The organism is Pseudomonas fluorescens Q2-87 (genome assembly GCF_000281895.1).
Lineage (GTDB): Bacteria > Pseudomonadota > Gammaproteobacteria > Pseudomonadales > Pseudomonadaceae > Aquipseudomonas > Aquipseudomonas fluorescens_S.
In genome coordinates, this window is sequence record NZ_CM001558.1 from 6,052,790 (window position 1) to 6,072,303 (window position 19,514).

At 60.0% G+C, this 19,514-nt stretch carries 19 protein-coding genes; 16 read left to right on the top strand and 3 right to left on the bottom strand.

The features are described from left to right. Nucleotides 1–302 precede the first annotated feature (302 nt). From tcyJ to PFLQ2_RS01170, 11 genes are all read left to right on the top strand, one after another. Nucleotides 303–1,097, top strand: coding sequence for a cystine ABC transporter substrate-binding protein (gene tcyJ / locus PFLQ2_RS01220; protein WP_003186841.1), 795 nt, complete (start codon nucleotides 303–305; stop codon nucleotides 1,095–1,097). Then, on the top strand, nucleotides 1,097–1,762 hold the full coding sequence (gene tcyL, locus PFLQ2_RS01215; RefSeq protein WP_003186842.1) for a cystine ABC transporter permease: 666 nt from the start codon (nucleotides 1,097–1,099) through the stop codon (nucleotides 1,760–1,762). Before tcyJ ends, tcyL begins: the two co-directional genes overlap by 1 nt. A 3-nt stretch (nucleotides 1,763–1,765) precedes the next feature. Continuing rightward, nucleotides 1,766–2,524: an L-cystine ABC transporter ATP-binding protein TcyN gene (gene tcyN, locus PFLQ2_RS01210; protein WP_003186843.1), complete on the top strand. Its 759-nt coding sequence runs from the start codon at nucleotides 1,766–1,768 to the stop codon at nucleotides 2,522–2,524. Nucleotides 2,525–3,024: 500 nt separating this feature from the next. Then, nucleotides 3,025–3,795: a hypothetical protein gene (locus PFLQ2_RS01205; protein WP_003186845.1), complete on the top strand. Its 771-nt coding sequence runs from the start codon at nucleotides 3,025–3,027 to the stop codon at nucleotides 3,793–3,795. 376 nt (nucleotides 3,796–4,171) lie between these two features. Continuing rightward, nucleotides 4,172–5,413, top strand: coding sequence for an SfnB family sulfur acquisition oxidoreductase (locus tag PFLQ2_RS01200; protein WP_003186846.1), 1,242 nt, complete (start codon nucleotides 4,172–4,174; stop codon nucleotides 5,411–5,413). 23 nt (nucleotides 5,414–5,436) lie between these two features. Then, nucleotides 5,437–6,630, top strand: coding sequence for an SfnB family sulfur acquisition oxidoreductase (locus PFLQ2_RS01195; RefSeq protein WP_003186847.1), 1,194 nt, complete (start codon nucleotides 5,437–5,439; stop codon nucleotides 6,628–6,630). Further along, the gene (locus PFLQ2_RS01190; protein WP_003186848.1) at nucleotides 6,630–8,045 is read left to right on the top strand and encodes an LLM class flavin-dependent oxidoreductase; all 1,416 of its coding nucleotides are present in this window, start codon (nucleotides 6,630–6,632) and stop codon (nucleotides 8,043–8,045) included. Before PFLQ2_RS01195 ends, PFLQ2_RS01190 begins: the two co-directional genes overlap by 1 nt. 29 nt (nucleotides 8,046–8,074) lie before the next feature. Continuing rightward, nucleotides 8,075–8,884: a MetQ/NlpA family ABC transporter substrate-binding protein gene (locus PFLQ2_RS01185; protein WP_003186850.1), complete on the top strand. Its 810-nt coding sequence runs from the start codon at nucleotides 8,075–8,077 to the stop codon at nucleotides 8,882–8,884. A 2-nt stretch (nucleotides 8,885–8,886) separates the two neighbouring features. Then, nucleotides 8,887–10,011, top strand: coding sequence for a methionine ABC transporter ATP-binding protein (locus tag PFLQ2_RS01180; RefSeq protein ID WP_003186851.1), 1,125 nt, complete (start codon nucleotides 8,887–8,889; stop codon nucleotides 10,009–10,011). Beyond that, on the top strand, nucleotides 10,001–10,645 hold the full coding sequence (locus tag PFLQ2_RS01175) for a methionine ABC transporter permease (RefSeq protein ID WP_003186852.1): 645 nt from the start codon (nucleotides 10,001–10,003) through the stop codon (nucleotides 10,643–10,645). The genes PFLQ2_RS01180 and PFLQ2_RS01175 overlap by 11 nt, the downstream gene beginning before the upstream one ends. A 100-nt stretch (nucleotides 10,646–10,745) precedes the next feature. Then, complete coding sequence (locus PFLQ2_RS01170; RefSeq protein WP_003186853.1) at nucleotides 10,746–11,372, top strand: class I SAM-dependent methyltransferase; 627 nt, start codon at nucleotides 10,746–10,748, stop codon at nucleotides 11,370–11,372. Between the two features lie 192 nt (nucleotides 11,373–11,564). On the opposite strand, the gene PFLQ2_RS01165 is transcribed toward PFLQ2_RS01170, so the two are convergent. Next, nucleotides 11,565–12,140: a transporter substrate-binding domain-containing protein gene (locus tag PFLQ2_RS01165; RefSeq protein ID WP_003186854.1), complete on the bottom strand. Its 576-nt coding sequence runs from the start codon at nucleotides 12,138–12,140 to the stop codon at nucleotides 11,565–11,567. Between the two features lie 133 nt (nucleotides 12,141–12,273). On the opposite strand from PFLQ2_RS01165, the gene PFLQ2_RS01160 reads away from it, so the two are divergent. Next, nucleotides 12,274–12,699, top strand: coding sequence for a DUF4399 domain-containing protein (locus tag PFLQ2_RS01160; RefSeq protein WP_003186855.1), 426 nt, complete (start codon nucleotides 12,274–12,276; stop codon nucleotides 12,697–12,699). Between the two features lie 180 nt (nucleotides 12,700–12,879). On the opposite strand, the gene serA is transcribed toward PFLQ2_RS01160, so the two are convergent. Next, a complete protein-coding gene (gene serA, locus PFLQ2_RS01155; protein WP_003186856.1) occupies nucleotides 12,880–14,109 on the bottom strand; it encodes a phosphoglycerate dehydrogenase in 1,230 nt (409 codons plus the stop codon). A gap of 204 nt (nucleotides 14,110–14,313) precedes the next feature. Between serA and PFLQ2_RS01150 the strand changes: the two genes are divergently transcribed. The 4 genes from PFLQ2_RS01150 to PFLQ2_RS01135 all read left to right on the top strand — a co-directional run bounded on the left by PFLQ2_RS01150 (nucleotide 14,314) and on the right by PFLQ2_RS01135 (nucleotide 18,605). Next, nucleotides 14,314–15,708 carry an FAD-binding oxidoreductase gene (locus tag PFLQ2_RS01150; protein ID WP_003186858.1) on the top strand — a complete coding sequence of 465 codons (1,395 nt, stop codon included), beginning with the start codon at nucleotides 14,314–14,316 and terminating at the stop codon, nucleotides 15,706–15,708. A 23-nt stretch (nucleotides 15,709–15,731) separates the two neighbouring features. Continuing rightward, entirely contained in the window at nucleotides 15,732–16,397 is a 666-nt protein-coding gene (locus PFLQ2_RS01145; protein WP_003186859.1) for a fumarylacetoacetate hydrolase family protein, read from the top strand. Between the two features lie 238 nt (nucleotides 16,398–16,635). Further along, nucleotides 16,636–17,568: an SdiA-regulated domain-containing protein gene (locus tag PFLQ2_RS01140; protein ID WP_003186860.1), complete on the top strand. Its 933-nt coding sequence runs from the start codon at nucleotides 16,636–16,638 to the stop codon at nucleotides 17,566–17,568. A gap of 119 nt (nucleotides 17,569–17,687) precedes the next feature. Beyond that, a complete protein-coding gene (locus tag PFLQ2_RS01135; RefSeq protein WP_003186861.1) occupies nucleotides 17,688–18,605 on the top strand; it encodes an SdiA-regulated domain-containing protein in 918 nt (305 codons plus the stop codon). 168 nt (nucleotides 18,606–18,773) lie between these two features. Here the strand turns inward: PFLQ2_RS01135 and rpiA are convergent, their stop codons facing one another. Continuing rightward, nucleotides 18,774–19,445 (bottom strand): ribose-5-phosphate isomerase RpiA, encoded by a 672-nt coding sequence (rpiA, locus tag PFLQ2_RS01130; protein ID WP_003186862.1) that lies wholly within the window; start codon nucleotides 19,443–19,445, stop codon nucleotides 18,774–18,776. Between the last annotated feature and the right edge of the window lie 69 nt (nucleotides 19,446–19,514).

Below are 19,514 nucleotides of genomic sequence, written 5' to 3' on the forward strand. Positions count from 1 at the left end.
AAAGATTCCCATGTGGGAGCGGGCTTGCTCGCGAAGGCGGCGGTACATTCAACATCGATGTGTCCGACAATACGCCTTCGCGAGCAAGCCCGCTCCCACAGAACCATCATTCCAATTAAGTATATGCAATTGATTTAATATTATTTTCCAATCTATAGACGCCGTCTTATAGTCTCGCCGCAGGCGCATTTGCCGCGAGACGTCCAGGCTGCTTTAAGGCAGGATGTTGCAGATTTTTCCAATCGCGGCTACGCCTTTCTCATCCAAAATAACGTCTTCATAAGAAAACACAGGGGCTTGTCATGAATTTTTCCGCATTACGTCGCAACCTGTTGGTGGGTTCGCTGGGCCTGGCATTGAGCGCCGGTCTGTTGGGGCAAGCGGTTGCCGGTGAGCAGCTGCAAAAAATCAAGGACGCGGGCGTGATCAACGTCGGCCTGGAAGGCACTTATCCGCCGTTCAGCTTCGTCGACGCCGACGGCAAGCTGGCTGGTTTCGAAGTGGAATTTTCCGAAGCCTTGGCCAAAGAGCTGGGGGTGAAGGTCAAACTGCAGCCGACCAAATGGGACGGCATCCTTGCAGCGCTGGAATCCAAGCGCCTGGACGCAGTGATCAACCAGGTGACCATCTCCGAAGAGCGCAAGAAGAAGTATGACTTCTCCCAGCCCTACACCGTTTCCGGTATCCAGGCGCTTGTGCTGACCAAGAACCAGGGCGCCATCAAGACCGCCGCCGACCTGGCCGGCAAGAAGGTCGGGGTAGGTTTGGGCACCAACTACGAGCAATGGGTCAAAGCCAACGTGCCCGGCGCTGACGTGCGCACTTACGAAGACGATCCGACCAAGTTCCAGGACCTGCGCGTCGGCCGCATCGATGCCATCCTGATCGACCGCCTCGCTGCGCTGGAATACGCCAAGAAAGCCAAGGATACGACGGCCGCTGGCGAAGCGTTTTCTCGCCAGGAATCGGGCATTGCCCTGCGCAAAGGCGAGCCAGAGCTGCTGGACGCGGTCAACAAGGCAATCGACAAACTGCGGGCCGACGGCACTCTCGCCAAGATCTCGCAGAAGTACTTCAACGCTGACGTCACTCAATAATGGAAGCAGCTTTTCAACTCGCGCTGGATTCCGCGCCCTTTTTGCTCAAGGGCGCGTACTACACGGTCATCCTCAGCCTCGGCGGCATGTTTTTCGGCTTGCTGCTGGGGTTCGGCCTGGCACTGATGCGCCTGTCGCGCTTCAAGCTGGTGAGCTGGATCGCCCGTATCTACGTGTCGTTCTTTCGCGGCACGCCGTTGCTGGTGCAGTTGTTCGTGATCTATTACGGCTTGCCGCAACTGGGCATCGAACTGGATCCACTGCCGGCGGCCCTGATCGGTTTTTCTCTGAACATGGCTGCCTATGCGTGTGAAATCCTGCGGGCCGCCATCAGCTCCATCGAGCGCGGTCAGTGGGAAGCAGCGGCCAGTATCGGCATGACCCGTGCCCAGACCCTGCGCCGGGCCATCCTGCCGCAAGCCGCACGCACGGCCCTGCCTCCGCTGGGTAACAGCTTCATTTCCCTGGTCAAGGACACCGCGCTGGCGGCGACCATCCAGGTACCGGAGCTGTTCCGTCAAGCGCAGTTGATCACCGCGCGCACCTTCGAAATCTTCACCATGTACCTTGCCGCCGCGCTGATCTATTGGGTTCTGGCCAGTGTGCTCTCGCACTTGCAGAACGTCCTGGAAGCTCGGGTCAATCGGCATGACCAGGAGGCCTGACCCATGATTGTCGTGGAAAAACTGACAAAACAGTTCAAGGGTCAGGTGGTCCTTAACGGCATCGACTTGAAGATTGAAGAAGGCGAAGTGGTTGCGATCATCGGCCCCAGCGGCTCGGGCAAGACCACCTTCCTGCGCTGCCTGAACTTCCTGGAGGAACCCACCAGCGGCCGGATCAAGGTCGGCGACATCGAGATCGATGGCAGTCGCCCGCTGAACCAGCAGCAGAACCTGGTGCGCCGTTTGCGCCAGCAGGTGGGCTTCGTGTTCCAGAACTTCAACCTGTTTCCCCATCGCACCGCATTGGAAAACGTCACCGAAGGCCCGTTGGTGGTGAAAAAAACACCGCGTGCCGAAGCCGAGGCTCTGGGCTGCAAGCTCCTGGCCAAGGTGGGGCTGGCCGGCAAGGAGGACGCCTACCCACGGCGGCTTTCCGGCGGTCAGCAACAGCGCGTGGCGATTGCCCGGGCGCTGGCGATGGAACCGGCGGTCATCCTGTTCGACGAGCCGACCTCGGCCCTCGATCCGGAACTGGTGGGCGAAGTACTGGCGACCATTCGTGGCCTGGCCGAAGAAAAACGCACCATGGTCATCGTGACCCATGAAATGGGCTTCGCCCGGGACGTGGCGAACCGCGTGGTGTTTTTCGACAAAGGCGTGATTGTTGAGCAAGGCGAAGCCAAGGCCTTGTTTGCAGCCCCTAAAGAAGAACGAACTCGGCAATTCCTCAGCAAGTTTCTCTCCGCTGGGCACGCTCAGTAAGTTATTCGCAGCACTGTCACTTCCAGGGATGGAAGTGCCGTTGTGATAACAAAGATCACCACACCGATCACTGAACTTTTAATATAGAAACAACTGGCAACTTCCCGCTGTCAATCTCTCGCAAACCTCCTCTAGCTCTATACATTTATTGCAACACTTCCCTCCGCGCCAAGCATGTATCAACCCTGGTCATCAGACCTCCTTAAAACCTGAGTCTCCCCGCATCCGAGCCGAGGAAAAAGGCGCTGAATGCCGCGCATTATTAACTTCAACATGTAGGAAATTTCTGAAGCCTTGCTTCAAGAATCAATAAGCAAGTAGCTCTATTGACACTGAAACTATTGAACCCTTATCTAGTGCCCAACAGGCGTCGCACATAAGTTTAATCCTGCGCTTTGATTCATCGTTATCCATTGCAACTGCGTAAGCGTATGTCGCGATTATCCAGCGCTTTGTTCTTCCCGAAACGGACTTCGTTTTCAAGCATCAAGGAGAGCACCATGACATGTATGTCGAATATTCCCGAACTGGCCGCGCCCACCCTGGTCAATGCCCACCCTACCGGCGTGAGCATCGCCAGCGCCGCTCACCTGGAAATCGCCATTACCCCCTACCCCGGCATGGACGCCGGCGATCTGATCGAGCTGTTCTGGGATGACTGCTACGCCGGCTCGCGCCAACTGTCCCAAGCGGACCTGCAAGGCCCCGTCACGCTGCGGGTTCCGGAGAGCTTCATTCTCAACGGCACCTCGCACATCCATTACCGCGTCATGCAGATTGGACGCGGGCCCGCGCTTTCGGCCAGCCAACAGGTTCAGGTGAAACTCGATTGCCCCGGCGGGCAGCCGTCAAGCCTGAGCGGCGATGAAAACCAGGGCCTGGCGCCGGTGGGCATTCCCGAGGCCATCCGCCGCCAAGGGGTGAACCCCAACCAGATCAAGCGCGGCGTGCCATTGACGATCGAACCCTACCTGAACATGGCTGCCGACGATGCAGTCACCCTACGCTGGGGCGATGTGCGCCTGGACCTGGCGCCGGTCAAACCGGAAGAAGTCGGCCAGCCGATCCATATCTGGGTGCCGCCGCACATCATTTTGGAAGCAGGGGAAGACCTGCGTTTGGAGGTGACCTATTGCATCCTTGACCGGGTGGGCAACAACTCCCTCTGGGCACCGCCACGAACGCTGAAGATCGGCTGCGCCAATCCCAATCTGAAAAAGCCTTCCATAGAACTGCCCATGGTCGCTGAACCGCGTCATCGAGTGTCTTGATACGCGAGACGCTATCGTGAGGATCGCTTTTGTGTGGCGAGGGAGCTTGCTCCCGCTTGGGTGCGTAGCGCCCACCGTCAAAAAAGAAGGGTCGCTGCGCAACCCAGCGGGAGCAAGCTCCCTCGCCACAAAAGCCGCCTTGTCCAAGAAGCCCAAGTCTCGGATTTAAATCCAACCTATGCATATTCCTAAAAGTTAGTTCATAAAAAATTTATACGCGTTTAGGGTATATACACCGGACCACCGGACATTCTTGATTTTCCTCGCCGCATTGCATCGCGGCGTTTTTCTTAAGATGTGAGGTGGGTATGGAACGCAACACAATCACCCCAGTGCAGTATGCCCAGGCACTGCCAGCCGCCACGGAGTGGCAGTAATGTCGGACCTGGCGCAAGCAAAGGTCCAGAGCGACCAGGACATCGCACCGCTGCTGCTACCTGCGCAGGTGCTGCGCAACGATGCCGAGGCGATCAAAGCCGCCCATGATCTGGCCCTAGTCGCCCGTCAGCAGGCGGCGCGGCGCGATCAACAGCGCAAGCTGCCTTGGTCGGAAATCGAGCAATTCACCCGCAGCGGATTGGGTAGCATCGCCGTCCCCCGGCAGTACGGCGGACCGCAGGTTTCGTTCGTCACCATCGCCGACGTGTTTGCAATCATTTCCGCTGCCGATCCAGCCCTCGGACAGATCCCGCAGAACCAGTTCGGCGTGCTCCAGCTTATCCTCGGCTGCGGCACCGAACGGCAAAAGAAAATTCTTTTACAGAGCGTGCTGGAAGGCTGGCGCATCGGCAATGCCGGGCCGGAACGTGGCGTTCGCAATACCCTTGAGCTCAAGGCCCGGATCACCTCCGATGGCGACAGGTATGTCATCAACGGTCAGAAGTTCTACTCCACCGGCGCGTTGTTCGCCCATTGGGTGGCGGTCAAGGCGCTGAATGACGACGGCCGGCAAGTGTTGGCGTTCGTTCGGCGCGGCACGCCGGGGCTGCGGATCGTCGACGACTGGTCCGGCTTTGGCCAGCGCACCACGGCCAGCGGTACCGTGCTGCTGAACAACGTGCGCGTCGACGCTGAACTGGTGCTGGATAACTGGCGCGTCAACGACACACCCGGTGTACAGGGTGCGATTTCACAACTGATCCAGGCCGCCATCGATGCAGGCATCGCCCGCGGCGCTATCGACGACGCCATCGCGTTTGTCCGCGAGCGGGCCCGGCCCTGGATCGACGCGAAAGTCGAGCGGGCCAGCGACGATCTCTACGTGATCGCCGACATCGGCAAGCTGAAAATCGAACTGCACGCCGCCGAGGCGCTGTTGCGCAAAGCCGGGCGGGTGCTGGACCAGGTCAGCGCTGCCCCCATTACCGCGCAGTCTGCCGCCCATGCCTCGATTGTCGTGGCCGAGGCCAAGGCGCTCACCACCGAGATCGCCCTGCAAGCCAGCGAAAAACTCTTCGAACTGGCCGGCAGCCGGGCCACCCTCGCCGAATTCAATCTCGATCGCCACTGGCGCAACGCGCGGGTCCACACCCTGCACGACCCGGTGCGCTGGAAGTACCACGCAATCGGCGCCTATCGCCTGAACGGCAGCCTGCCGGCCCGACATTCCTGGATCTGACGACCCGACCTCTGGAGCAGTACATGACGTTTTTCCAACACGTCGCGGTAATCACCAGCGATGAGCAAGCCCTGATCGTGGCCAGCGACCTGGCCGATGACTTCAAGCGCGACAGCGCCCTGCGCGACCGCGAACGCCGCCTGCCGCACCCCGAGCTGGAAGCCTTTTCCCGTTCCGGCCTGTGGGGTATCAGCGTGCCCAAGGCCTATGGCGGCGCGGGGGTTTCCAACATCACCCTGGCGAAAGTCATCGCCCTGATTTCCCAGGCCGACGGCTCGCTGGGGCAGATTCCGCAAAACCATTTCTACGCCCTGGAAGTGCTGCGAGTGAACGGCAGCGAAGCGCAAAAACAGCGCCTGTACGCCGAAGTGCTCGCCGGCCAACGCTTCGGCAATGCGCTGGCGGAACTGGGCACCAAGACCGCTCACGAGCGCACCACGCAATTGCGCCGCGACGGCGAGACTTATCGCATCAATGGGCGCAAGTTCTACGCCACGGGGGCGATTTATGCCCAACGCATTCCTACCTCGGTGGTGGATGAAAACGGCGTACAGCAGCTGGCGTTCGTCCCTCGCAAGAGCAAGGGGCTGACGGTGATCGACGATTGGAGCGGTTTCGGCCAGCGCACCACCGGCAGCGGCTCGGTGGTGTTCGAGGATGTCCAGGTCGCCGTCGAAGACATCGTGCCGTTCCAGAGCGCCTTCGAACGCCCGACCCCAGTGGGGCCGCTGGCACAGATTCTTCATGCGGCCATCGACACCGGCATCGCCCGCGCCGCCTATGAAGACACCTTGCATTTCGTGCGCAGCAAAACCCGGCCATGGATCGACGCCACCAGCGACGTCGCCGCCGAAGACCCGCACAGCCTCAAGAGTTTCGGTCAACTGAGCGTGCGCCTGCACGCCGCCGAAGCCCTGCTGGAACGCGCCGGCGAGTTTCTCGACCGGGCCCAGGCCGATACCAACGCCCAGACAGTCGCCGCCGCCTCGATTGCCGTAGCCGAAGCCCGGGCCATCAGCACTGAAATATCCCTGGCCGCCAGCAGCACTCTGTTCGAACTGGCCGGCAGCCAGGCGACCCTGGCCGAACATGGCCTCGATCGCCACTGGCGCAACGCCCGCGTGCACACCTTGCATGACCCGGTGCGCTGGAAGTACCACGCGGTGGGCAACTTCTACCTCAACGATGAAAAGCCGCCACTGCGGGGGACCCTCTGATGGCGTCCGACAAGAAAAAAATCCTGCTCAATGCGTTCAACATGAACTGCATCGGCCATATCAATCATGGCTTGTGGACCCATCCCCAGGACACGTCGACCCAATTCAATACGATCGAATACTGGACCGGCCTGGCGCAGTTGCTGGAGCGCGGACTGTTCGACGGGTTGTTCATCGCCGATATCGTCGGGGTCTACGACGTTTACCAACAATCAGTGGACGTCACCCTGAAAGAGTCGATCCAACTGCCGGTCAACGACCCGTTGCTGCTGGTTTCGGCGATGGCCGCCGTCACCCAAAACCTCGGGTTCGGCCTCACCGCCAACCTGACCTACGAACCGCCCTACCTGTTCGCCCGGCGCATGAGCACGCTCGACCATCTGAGTCGCGGCCGGGTTGGCTGGAACATCGTCACCGGCTACCTCGACAGCGCCGCCAAGGCCATGGGCCTGTCCGCTCAGGTGGAGCATGACCGTCGATATGACCAAGCCGACGAATACCTGCAAGTGCTCTACAAGCTCTGGGAAGGCAGTTGGGAAAACGACGCGGTGCTCAACGATCGCCAGCAGCGGATCTACGCGCAGCCAGAGAAAGTGCACAAGGTTCGGCACCAGGGCGAGTTCTACCAGGTCGAGGGTTATCACCTGTGCGAACCCTCACCCCAGCGCACACCGGTGCTGTTCCAGGCCGGCAGTTCGCAGCGCGGCCTGTTGTTCGCCGGGCGGCATGCCGAATGCGTGTTCATCAGCGGCCAGAACAAACCGGCTACCAGGGCCCAGGTGGACAAAGTGCGCGCCAGTGCCGTGGAAGCCGGGCGCAACCCTGCGGACATCAAGGTGTTCATGGGCCTGAACGTGATCGTCGGCGCGACCGAGGCCGACGCTTGGGCCAAGCATGCCGAGTACCGCAGCTACGCCAGCGCCGAGGCCGGAGTGGCGCATTTTTCCGCGTCGACGGGCATCGATTTTTCCCAGTACGAGCTGGATGAACCGATCCAATACGTGAAGAGCAACGCCATCCAGTCCGCGACCAAGACCTTGCAGAACAACGATTGGACCCGACGCAAATTGCTGGAGCAACACGCCCTGGGCGGACGCTACATCACCGTGGTCGGCTCGCCCGGGCAGGTGGCCGATGAGCTGGAGTCTTGGATCGCCGAAACCGGCCTCGATGGCTTCAACCTGACCCGCATCGTGACGCCGCAAAGCTACGTGGATTTCATCGACCTGGTGATTCCTGAATTGCAGCGACGCGGTTCGTACAAGACCGAATACGAAAACGGCACCCTGCGCGAAAAGCTGTTCCGCGAGGGGGCACATTTGCCCGAACAACACGCTGGTTCGAACTATCGACCGGGACAGAGGGACGCTTCGCGGCCCAGCGGGAGCAAGCTCCCTCACCACAAGAGCCTGTGACTCATCAATCAATGACTGGAATAACCGACATGACCCACCCACTCCTGACCCTGCCAGTCAAAGCCCTGGCCCTGGCCCTCGGCCTGTTCAGCTCGGCATTGTTCGCAGCCGATGCGCCGCTGAAAATCGGCACCACCGCCGCGTTCGCCATTCCCCTGGAAGCGGCCGTCGAAGAAGCCGGCAAGCAAGGCCTGAAGGTCGAATTGGTGGAGTTCACCGATTGGATCGCACCCAACGTCAGCCTGGCCTCCGGCGATATCGACGTGAATTACTTCCAGCACATCCCGTTCCTGGAAAACGCCAAGGCTGCCGCCGGGTTCGACCTGGTGCCCTTCGCTCCGGGGATCATCAACAACGTCGGGCTCTATTCGAAAAAGTACAAAAGCTTCGATGAACTGCCCGAAGGCGCGAGCGTCGCCATTGCCAACGATCCGATCAACAGCGGGCGCGGTTTGCAGCTGCTGGCCAAGGCCGGCCTGATCAGTCTCAAGCCGGGGGTAGGCTATAAGGCCACCGAGGAGGACATCATCGCCAACCCCAAGCACATCAAGATCCTGCAAGTCGAAGCCGTGCAGCTGGTACGCGCCTATGAAGACGCCGATCTGGTGCAGGGCTATCCCGCCTACATTCGCCTGGCCAAGACCTTCGACGCTTCGTCCGCCCTGCTGTTCGACGGCCTGGATCACAAGGAATACGTCATTCAGTTTGTGATCCAGCCCAAGAGCAAAAACGACCCGCGGCTGATCAAATTCGTCGATATCTATCAACACTCGCCAGTCGTGCGCGCGGCACTGGACAAGACGCACGGCAAACTCTACCAGGCTGGCTGGGAAGGCTGACCATGAACGCCGTCAACGCTCGTCTCCGACATGAAGTGCCCACGCCCCAGAGTGCCGACCACACCGAACTGCACCCGGAACTGAACCGCGCCCATGTGCGCTTCATCGGCCTGGGCAAGACCTACGACGGTGCCCAGGGTCCGGTGGACGCGTTGCAAGGCATTGATCTGGCGATCCAGCGCGGCGAAGTGTTTGGCATCATCGGCCGTAGCGGCGCCGGCAAGTCATCGTTGATCCGCACCATCAACCGCCTGGAACAACCCACCAGCGGGCGGGTGCTGATCGACCAAGTGGACATCGGCGAGTTCGATGAAGACCGCCTGGTGGAACTGCGCCGACGCATCGGCATGATCTTCCAGCACTTCAACCTGATGTCGGCCAAGACCGTTTGGCAAAACGTCGAGCTGCCGCTGAAAGTGGCCGGCGTACCCAAGGAGCAGCGCCAGCGCAAAGTCCGCGAGCTGTTGGAGCTGGTGGGCTTGCAAGGCAAGCACAAGGCCTACCCGGCGCAGCTTTCGGGCGGCCAGAAGCAGCGGGTCGGGATTGCCCGGGCGCTGGTCCATGACCCGCAGATTCTGCTGTGCGACGAGGCCACCTCGGCCCTGGACCCGGAGACCACGCAATCGATCCTCGGCCTGTTGCGCGAGATCAACCAGCGGCTGGGCCTGACCATCGTCCTGATCACCCATGAAATGGCGGTGATCCGCGAGGTTTGCGATCGCGTGGTGGTGCTTGAGCAAGGGCGAGTCGTCGAGCAGGGTCCGGTCTGGGAAGTGTTTGGCAATCCGCAACATGAAGTCAGCCGGACACTGCTGGCCCCCTTGCAACACGCCTTGCCGCAAGAATTGCAAAACCGCTTGCAGGCCGAGCCCCCATCGGCGGATGCCGCCACCGTACTGAGCCTGCAATTCACCGGCATCGGGCGGGACGAACCGGACCTCGTGGCCTTGTTCGGCGCTCTCGGTGGACGGGTGCGGCTGCTGCACGGCGGCATCGAACGGATCCAGGGTCACGGGCTGGGGCAATTGCTACTGGCGGTGAGCGACTCCTCATGGGGCGCCGAGGAATTGTGCCAGCGCGCGGGCAATTGGGCACAACGGGTGGAGGTGCTGGGCTATGTGGTTTGATCGTTTGTTGCAGGGTTTTATCGACACCTTCCTGATGGTCGGTGTGTCGTCGCTGATTGCGTTGCTGGCGGGTATTCCCCTGGCGGTGATCCTCGTCACCAGCGGCAAGGGCGGGATCTATGAAGCGCCCGCCTTGAACAAGGCGCTGGGTGCGTTCGTGAACCTGTTCCGCTCGATTCCCTTCCTGATTTTGATGGTGGCGTTGATTCCGTTCACGCGGCTGATCGTCGGCACCACCTATGGCGTTTGGGCGGCGGTGGTGCCGCTGACCATCGCCGCCACGCCGTTCTTCGCGCGCATCGCCGAAGTCAGCCTGCGGGAAGTCGACCACGGCCTGATCGAAGCCGCCCAAGCCATGGGCTGCCGCCGCTGGCATATCGTCTGGCATGTGCTGCTGCCCGAAGCACTGCCGGGCATCGTCGGCGGTTTCACCATCACCCTCGTGACCATGATCAACTCCTCGGCCATGGCTGGGGCAATCGGTGCCGGTGGCCTGGGGGACATCGCCTACCGTTATGGCTACCAGCGCTTCGACAGTCAAATCATGCTCACGGTGATCGTTTTGCTGGTGGCATTGGTGGCGGTGATTCAATTGGGTGGCGATCGCTTGGCCCGGGGATTGAACAAACGCTGACACGCTACCTGAGGGGGGTGAGCTTGCTCGCGATTGGCGGCGAAGGAGCCTGGCTGCTTGCGGTATAGTCAGCTCACGCTCCCCACCCAAGCCAGCAACCATGAAGCACACCCCCGAAGACCTGAAAACCATCACTGCAACGACCCTGGGCCATTACAACTCGGTCGCCGACAGCTTTCGCGAAGGCACCCGCGATCACGATGTCAGCCAGAATATCGATGCGCTGCTGAGGCATATCCAGGGCCAGGCACCGCTGCATATCCTCGATTTCGGCTGTGGTCCGGGGCGAGACCTGCGAACGTTCACCGGCATGGGCCATGTCGCGGTCGGCCTCGACGGTTCGCAAGAATTTGCGCGGATGGCGCGCCAGGACAGCGGGTGCGAAGTGTGGCAGCAGGACTTTCTGCAACTCGACCTGCCATCGGAACGTTTCGACGGGATCTTCGCCAACGCCGTGCTGTTTCATATTCCGGTCCAGGAACTGCCACGGGTGCTCAAGCAATTGCACGCCACGCTCAAACCCGGTGGCGTGTTGTTCAGCTCCAACCCTCGCGGCACGAATCAGGAAGGCTGGAACGGCCAGCGTTTCGGCGCCTACCACGACCTCGCGGCCTGGCGCACGTTACTTGGCGACGCAGGCTTCGTGGAGCTGGAGCATTACTACCGACCGGCGGGGCTGCCGCGGGAGCAACAGCCGTGGTTGGCGAGTGTTTGGCGCAAGCCTTGAGGACAGGTCCGTCTGGACTGGATAAAGAGTGCCCCCGTGGCGAGGGAGCTTGCTCCCGCTCGGCGGCGCAGCCGTCGTAAAACCGGCTGACCCGGTCTGACTGGAAAATGCGTTATGCCCACTGGGGACTGCTTCGCAGCCCAGCGGGAGCAAGCTCCCTCGCCACAGAAAGTCGCGCTTGATCCCGGATGTTCAATTGGCTGTCGCTGGCTTTTCCAACCACTTCTGCGACAACTGCTCCAACCGCCCGTCCTCCTTGATACGCGCCAAGGCGTTGTCCAGGCTGGCCTTGAACGCCGGGTTGCCCTTCTGGAACGGAATCACCAGGCTCGGAGCCGGGCCGCGCTTTTCTTCCGGCTGGAAAGACTGCGCCATGACCAGCGGACGCTGCGAGTCATCCTTGTTCGCCAGCAGTTGTGCATCCGGATGACTGTAAGCAGCGCTGATGTCGAAACGTTCCGCCAGTTCGGGGGTCATTGCTATGTGGTTGATGGCAACGTCGTACTTGCCGCTTTCCACACCGCTCAGCAAATCCACGGCATCGGTGACCACAAAGTCGGGGCGCACATCGAGCTCTTCGGCCAACATCTGGCCCAATTCCACTTCGAAGCCGGTGAGTTTGCCGTCTTCCTTGAAGTTGAACGGGGCGGTATTGGCTTCAAGAGCAATGCGCAGCTCACCACGGTCATTGATGTCATCGATCAGTTCGGCATGAGCCAGGGGGCTCAGAAGGGGTAGCAGGCAAATCAGGCCAGGCAGGAAACGCATGGTCACTCCTTGGTATTTATACAAGCGGCGCTCGTTTCGGGCTCGCTTTGCTATGGTTATTGCAGGCTTCGACAACGATTGGTCATGAAGTTGTCATGACCCAGCGGATTTCGTGAAAAAACTGGAGAAAAAAATGAAAAGCTTTATGTCTCGTGCCGCGTTGGCCGGCTTGTTGCTGGGTACCTCGATGCTGGCGAGCGCCGCGACCCCGGCCCCCAAGGGCGCAGAGGTGTTCATCGTCTCCCCGGAAGACGGCGCCACCGTCGCTCAGGAATTCAAGGTCAAGTTCGGCGTCAAGAATATCGCCCTGGCTCCAGCGGGGGATGTAACCAAAAACACCGGACACCATCATTTGCTGATCGATGTCGACAAACTGCCTGTCGCAGGCGCGCCGATTCCAAACGACCCCAATCACATGCATTTCGGCAAGGCACAGACCCAGGCCACCATCAAACTTGCACCGGGCAAGCATACGTTGCAGTTGGAACTGGGCGACAGCGGCCATATGCCGTTCGATCCGCCGATCGTCTCCGAGAAGATCACCGTAACCGTGAAGTAACGGCCCAGCCTGAAAAATGCGGTATCCCCTGCTCGCGATACCGGTCTGATCGACGCGTAAATGTTGGCTGTTACGCCGCTTTCGCGAGCAGGCTCGCTCCCACAGGGTTTCCAGGTTGTGTCAGATAAAAAAACGGGAGCCTTTCAAGGCTCCCGTTTTTTTATTACAAGCCTGGCCTGCTTAGAACAACACGCGGCAACGAATGGTGCCATTGATGTGTTGCAGCTTCTCTTGTGCCAGGTCCGAGTATTCGGCGTCGACGTCGATCACGACGTAGCCGACTTTCTCGTTGGTCTGCAGGAACTGACCGGAAATGTTGATGCCGTTTTCGGCGAAGACCTTGTTGATCTCGCTCATCACACCCGGGATGTTTTCGTGGATGTGCAGCAAGCGGTGCTTGCCTGGGTGTGCCGGCAAGGCCACTTCCGGGAAGTTCACGGACGATACCGACGTACCGTTGTCGCTGTACTTGACCAGCTTTTCCGCCACTTCCAGGCCGATGTTGGCCTGGGCTTCGGCAGTCGAGCCACCGATGTGCGGGGTCAGGATCACGTTATCCAGGCCACGCAGCGGGCTTTCGAAGATATCGTCGTTGGAGCGCGGCTCCACCGGGAATACGTCGATTGCCGCGCCGATCAAGTGCTTGTCCTTGATTGCGTCGGCCAGGGCGTCGAGCTTGACCACGGTGCCGCGCGCGGCGTTGATCAGGATCCCGCCCTTCTTGATGGCGCGGATTTCCTTCTCGCCGATCATCCACTGGGTGGCAGCGGTTTCCGGCACGTGCAGGGTCACGATGTCGGACATGCCGAGCAATTCGTGCAGGTTATTGACTTGGGTGGCGTTACCCAGGGGCAGTTTGGTCACGGTGTCATAAAAGAACACCTGCATGCCAAGGCCTTCGGCCAGCACCGACAACTGGGTACCAATCGAGCCATAGCCGACGATACCCAGCTTCTTGCCGCGGATTTCGAAGGAGTTGGCCGCGCTCTTGATCCAGCCGCCACGGTGGCAGGAAGCGTTTTTCTCAGGGATGCCACGCAGCAGCAGGATCGCTTCGGCCAGCACCAGTTCGGCAACCGAACGGGTGTTGGAGTACGGTGCGTTGAACACCGCGATACCGCGTTCGCGTGCTGCGTTGAGGTCAACCTGGTTGGTGCCGATGCAGAAGCAGCCGACCGCGACCAGTTTCTTGGCGTGATCGAATATCTCTTCGGTCAGTTGAGTACGGGAGCGGATGCCGATGAAGTGAGCATCGGCGATCTTTTCCTTGAGCTGGGCTTCCGGCAGAGAACTGGTGATGTACTCGATGCTGGTGTAGCCCGCCGACTTGAGGACGTCGACAGCCGATTGGTGGACGCCTTCGAGAAGAAGGAACTTGATCTTGCTCTTATCGAGAGAAGTCTTGCTCATCTGCGTAAACCTGTGTCCCGGAGAAAAATGGCAGGGAATCGGACAGCGCATGCTGGCCCGACCGGCGTGACAGCCGTCGCCGCAGAACAGCCGTTGGGCACTACGCTGCGGGGTCGGTATGCTAGCATATGCCCCCCGCAAACACTCATTCCTGCGACGTGAAGCGTTCTCAGGATGACCATGAATTGTTCGAGAGTTCTGTCGATGACCAATCCTGCCCTGATAGATGAGCTGAAGACCCTGGTTGAGCCTGGCAAGGTCCTGACCGATGCCGACTCCCTGAATGCTTACGGCAAGGATTGGACCAAACATTTCGCCCCCGCGCCTACGGCCATCGTTTTTCCCAAGACCACCGAGCAGGTCCAGGCCATCGTGCGCTGGGCCAACGAGCACAAGGTCGCGCTGGTGCCATCGGGCGGGCGCACCGGCCTTTCGGCGGCAGCCGTGGCGGCCAATGGCGAAGTGGTCGTGTCATTCGACTACATGAACCAGATCCTCAATGTGAACCTCACCGACCGCACCGCCGTGTGCCAGCCAGGCGTGGTCACCGAGCAATTGCAGAACAAGGCTGAGGAACACGGCCTGTACTACCCGGTAGATTTTGCCTCGGCCGGCTCCAGTCAGATTGGCGGCAATATCGGCACCAATGCCGGCGGGATCAAGGTCATTCGCTACGGCATGACCCGCAACTGGGTCGCGGGGATGAAGGTCGTCACCGGCAAGGGCGACCTGCTGGAACTGAACAAGGACCTGATCAAGAACGCCACTGGCTACGACCTGCGACAGTTGTTCATCGGCGCCGAAGGTACCCTGGGTTTCGTGGTCGAGGCCACCATGCGCCTGGACCGCGCGCCGAAGAACCTCACCGCGATGGTGCTCGGCACAGCGGATTTCGACTCGATCATGCCGGTGCTGCATGCCTTCCAAGGCAAGCTGGACCTGACCGCCTTCGAATTTTTCTCCGACAAGGCCCTGGCCAAGGTGCTCGGCCGTGGCGACGTGCCGGCCCCGTTCGAAACCGACTGCCCGTTCTATGCCCTGCTGGAATTTGAAGCCACCACCGAAGAAGTCGCCAACCATGCGCTGGAGACCTTCGAGCATTGCGTCGAGCAAGGCTGGGTACTGGACGGCGTGATGAGCCAAAGCGAAACCCAACTGCAGAACCTGTGGAAACTGCGCGAGTACATCTCAGAAACGATTTCCCACTGGACGCCATACAAGAACGACATTTCAGTCACCGTTTCGAAAGTGCCGGCCTTCTTGCAAGAAATCGACGCAATCGTCGGCGAACATTACCCGGATTTCGAAATCGTCTGGTTTGGCCACATCGGCGATGGCAACCTGCACTTGAATATTCTCAAACCGGAAAACCTGAGCAAGGACGAGTTCTTCGCCAAGTGCGCGACCGTGAACAAATGGGTGTTCGAAACCGTCGAGAAGTACAACGGCTCGATTTCCGCAGAACACGGCGTAGGCATGACCAAGCGCGACTACTTGACCTATAGCCGCTCGCCGGTTGAGATCGAATACATGAAAGCCGTCAAAGCGGTATTCGACCCGAACGGCATCATGAACCCGGGCAAGATTTTCGCTGTTTGAATCAACGAACCAGGAGTTGGTTAATGAGCTATCAGCATCAGTATGTCGACGGTACCCGTATTCATTTCCCGGTAGGGAAAGTGGTGTGCATTGGGCGTAACTACGCCGAACATGCAAAGGAACTGGATAACCCGGTGCCCACCGAACCCTTGCTGTTCATCAAGCCGGGCAGCTGCGTGGTGCCGCTGGAAGGCGGCTTCAGCATTCCGACCGATCGTGGTGCGGTGCATTACGAAGCGGAAATCGCCGTGCTCATCGGCAAGCCGCTGTCGACCCGGCCGAGTGTCGAAGAAGTCCTGGACGCCATCTCCGGCTTCGCCCCGGCCCTGGACCTGACCTTGCGCGACAAGCAGGCCGAGTTGAAATCCAAGGGCCTGCCGTGGGAGATCGCCAAATCCTTCGACGGCGCGGCGGTGATTGCACCGTTCGTGTCGAGCGGCACCTTCGCCGACCTGACGGACATCCCCGTGCGCCTGACCATCAACGGCGAAGTGCGTCAGGATGGCAACAGCAGCCTGATGCTCAACCCTATCGTGCCGATGATCCAGCACATGGCTGGCTGCTTCTCGCTGCAAGCGGGCGATGTAATCCTCACCGGGACACCGGCAGGCGTCGGGCCGCTGAACGTGGGCGATGAACTGATCGTGGAACTGCCAGGGGCGAGCCGCTTCGAAAGCAGCGTTCGCTAATTCGGTTTAGTGATCACTAAAGATCCTGTGGGAGCGGGCTTGCTCGCGAAGGCGATATAGCAATCGTCATAGATGTTGAAACTGACGGCCCCTTCGCGAGCAAGCCCGCTCCCACAGGTATCAAGCTTTCGGAGACCGAGGTTTTACCGTTTTTTTCACATGCCATCCGGATAATTCCGGGGATTGCGGCATCTGAGCCTGCCAATCCCCAGCTCGAATTCCCTGGAACGCGTCCCCGATGGCTAGAACCCAAGTACAGTCTTCCGCCAAATCCCCCCGCCGCTCACGTTTCGCCCTGCCCTGGTATGCCTGGTCGCTGCTGGCGGTGGCCGCTGCTTATGGCTTGGCGTTTGCGATGCATTGGGACGATCGAGGCCGGCTGTGGCTATCGGAGCACTTCCAGAGCCCTGCCCAGCGCCAGGAAAGCATCTGGCTTCCGGACTACCACGTCGTGATCGATGCCAAGCCGCTGCCGGGCATGGAGAAGGACGAAGCCTCCGATGTTACCTACAACCCGCAAACCAAGACCCTGTTCGCCGTAATGGGCAAGAACCCGTTTCTGGTGGAACTGACCCTGCAGGGCGACGTGCTGCGCAAGATGCCACTGGTGGGCTGGAGCAATCCGGAAGGCGTGACCTATATGGAAAACGGCCTGCTGGCCATTACCGACGAGCGCGATCACACCCTGTCGATCGTCCAGGTGGACGCCAATACCCGCGAGCTGAACGGCAAGGATTTCCCGAAATACGACCTCGGCCCATCGAAGAACCAGAACAAAGGCTTCGAAGCGATCGTCTGGGACCCACGCAACCAGCAACTGGTGCTGGGGGAAGAACGGCCACCGGCGCTGTTTACCTGGAAAAGCGACGGCAGCCAGTTGCTCAAGGGCGACAAGCAGATCCACGTGAGCAATGAGCTGGACCTGCGCAATCTATCGGCCCTGGCGATCGACCCTCGTACCGGCCACATGCTGGTGCTGTCGGCCGACTCCCACCTGCTGCTGGAGCTGGACGAAAAAGGCGAGCAGGTCAGCTTCATGACGCTGTTGGGCGGCTTCAACGGCCTGAAAAATACCATTCCCCGCGCCGAAGGCGTCACTATGGATGAGGCTGGAACCGTCTACGTGGTCAGCGAGCCGAATCTGTTCTATCGTCTCGAAAAACAACCCTGACGGCACTCGCTCTGTAAGACTATTCCTCTTTCGTTGTAGGGTGTGGCACACAGCCATTAAGCTTCAGTTCAGGCAGCCGTGATATTTCCGAGCACCTGTTTTCATCCGAGCCCACCCACATGCGTCGACTCGCCCGCCCCAAACCCTTGCTCCTGATGCTGCTGACCATCGCGCTCATCGCCATGATCGCAGTGGGGCAGTACCTGCGCCTGTTCGAGCGCGCCTGGTTCAACCTCAACACCGTGTTCAAACCCGCCAGCGAGCAGGCGATTGCATTGGACCAATACCGAGTCACAGTCGAGGCGCAGGTGATCGAAGGGCTGGACGATGACGTTTCCGCGCTGACGTTCGATCCAGTGCGCAAAAGCCTGTTCACCGTCACCAATCAAAATGCCGAACTGATCGAGTTATCCCTGGAGGGCAAGGTCCTGCGGCGCATCGCCCTGATCGGCTTCGGCGATCCGGAAGCAGTGGAATTCATCAGCGAAGACACCTACGTCGTCTCCGATGAGCGTCAGCAGCGGCTGATCAAGATTCACCTGGACGAGGACACTCAGTTCCTCGACGCGGCCGAGTCCGAGCAAATGAGCCTCGGGGTGCACATGAGCGGCAATAAAGGTTTCGAAGGGCTGGCTTACGATTCGGTGGGCAAGCGGCTGTTCGTGGCGAAGGAGCGCGACCCGATGCTGATCTATGAAGTGCACGGGTTTCCCCATCAGAATCCGGAAAAATCCTACTCGGTCCATGTGATCAACAACCCCAAGCGCGATGCCGGGCTGTTCGTGCGCGACCTTTCAAGCTTGCAATATGACGAGCGCAGCGGCCATTTGCTGGCGCTGTCTGACGAGTCACGGTTGATTATCGAGCTGGATATAAACGGTCGGCCAATAAGCACGCTTTCCTTGAGCAAAGGCCGCCAGGGCTTGCAGAAAACCGTGCCCCAGCCAGAAGGCCTCGCGATGGACGACGACGGCAACCTTTATCTGGTGAGCGAGCCGAATCTGTTCTATGTGTTCAAGAAGCCGCAGCCTGATTGAACAGAGGAAAAGATCCCGCGGTAAGCCCACCCGATCACTCAAGACCGACCTGAATCATTGTGGCGAGGGAGCTTGCTCCCGCTTGAGTGCGAAGCGCTCACCGCTTTTTTGGGGCCGCTTCGCGCCCCAGCGGGAGCAAGCTCCCTCGCCACAGTCACAACAGCGGATTCAAGCCTTGAGGGTCTTCACCCCTTCAGCAGTCCCCAGCAACAGCACATCCGCCGGACGCGCCGCGAACAGGCCATTGGTGACCACGCCGACGATGGCATTGATCTGGCTTTCCAGCTCCACCGGGTTGGTGATCTGCAGGTTGTGCACATCCAGGATGATATTGCCGTTATCAGTCAGTACGCCTTCGCGATACACCGGGTCGCCGCCCAGCTTCACCAACTGGCGAGCGACGTGGCTGCGAGCCATCGGGATGACTTCCACTGGCAGCGGGAACGCGCCGAGCACAGGCACCAACTTGCTGGCATCGGCGATGCAGATGAAGGTCTTGGCCACAGCCGCGACGATCTTTTCGCGCGTCAGGGCCGCGCCACCGCCCTTGATCAGGTTCAGGTGCGCATCGCTTTCGTCGGCGCCGTCGATGTAGAACTCCAGGTCACTCACGGTGTTGAGCTCGTACACCGGAATGCCATGACCCTTCAGGCGTGCGGCGGTGGCTTCGGAGCTGGCGACCGCGCCGTCGAACGCGCCCTTGTGCCGAGCCAATGCGTCGATGAAGCAGTTCGCCGTCGAGCCGGTGCCGACCCCGACGATGCTCTTGTCATCCAGCTTCGGGAGGATGAGGTCGACGGCGGCCTGGGCCACGGCCTGTTTGAGTTGATCCTGGGTCATGCGAGCTCCGAAAGCGGGCAGGGAGTAAAGAGGGCCGCGAGTATAACCCAACAAAACCTTGGGATTCGT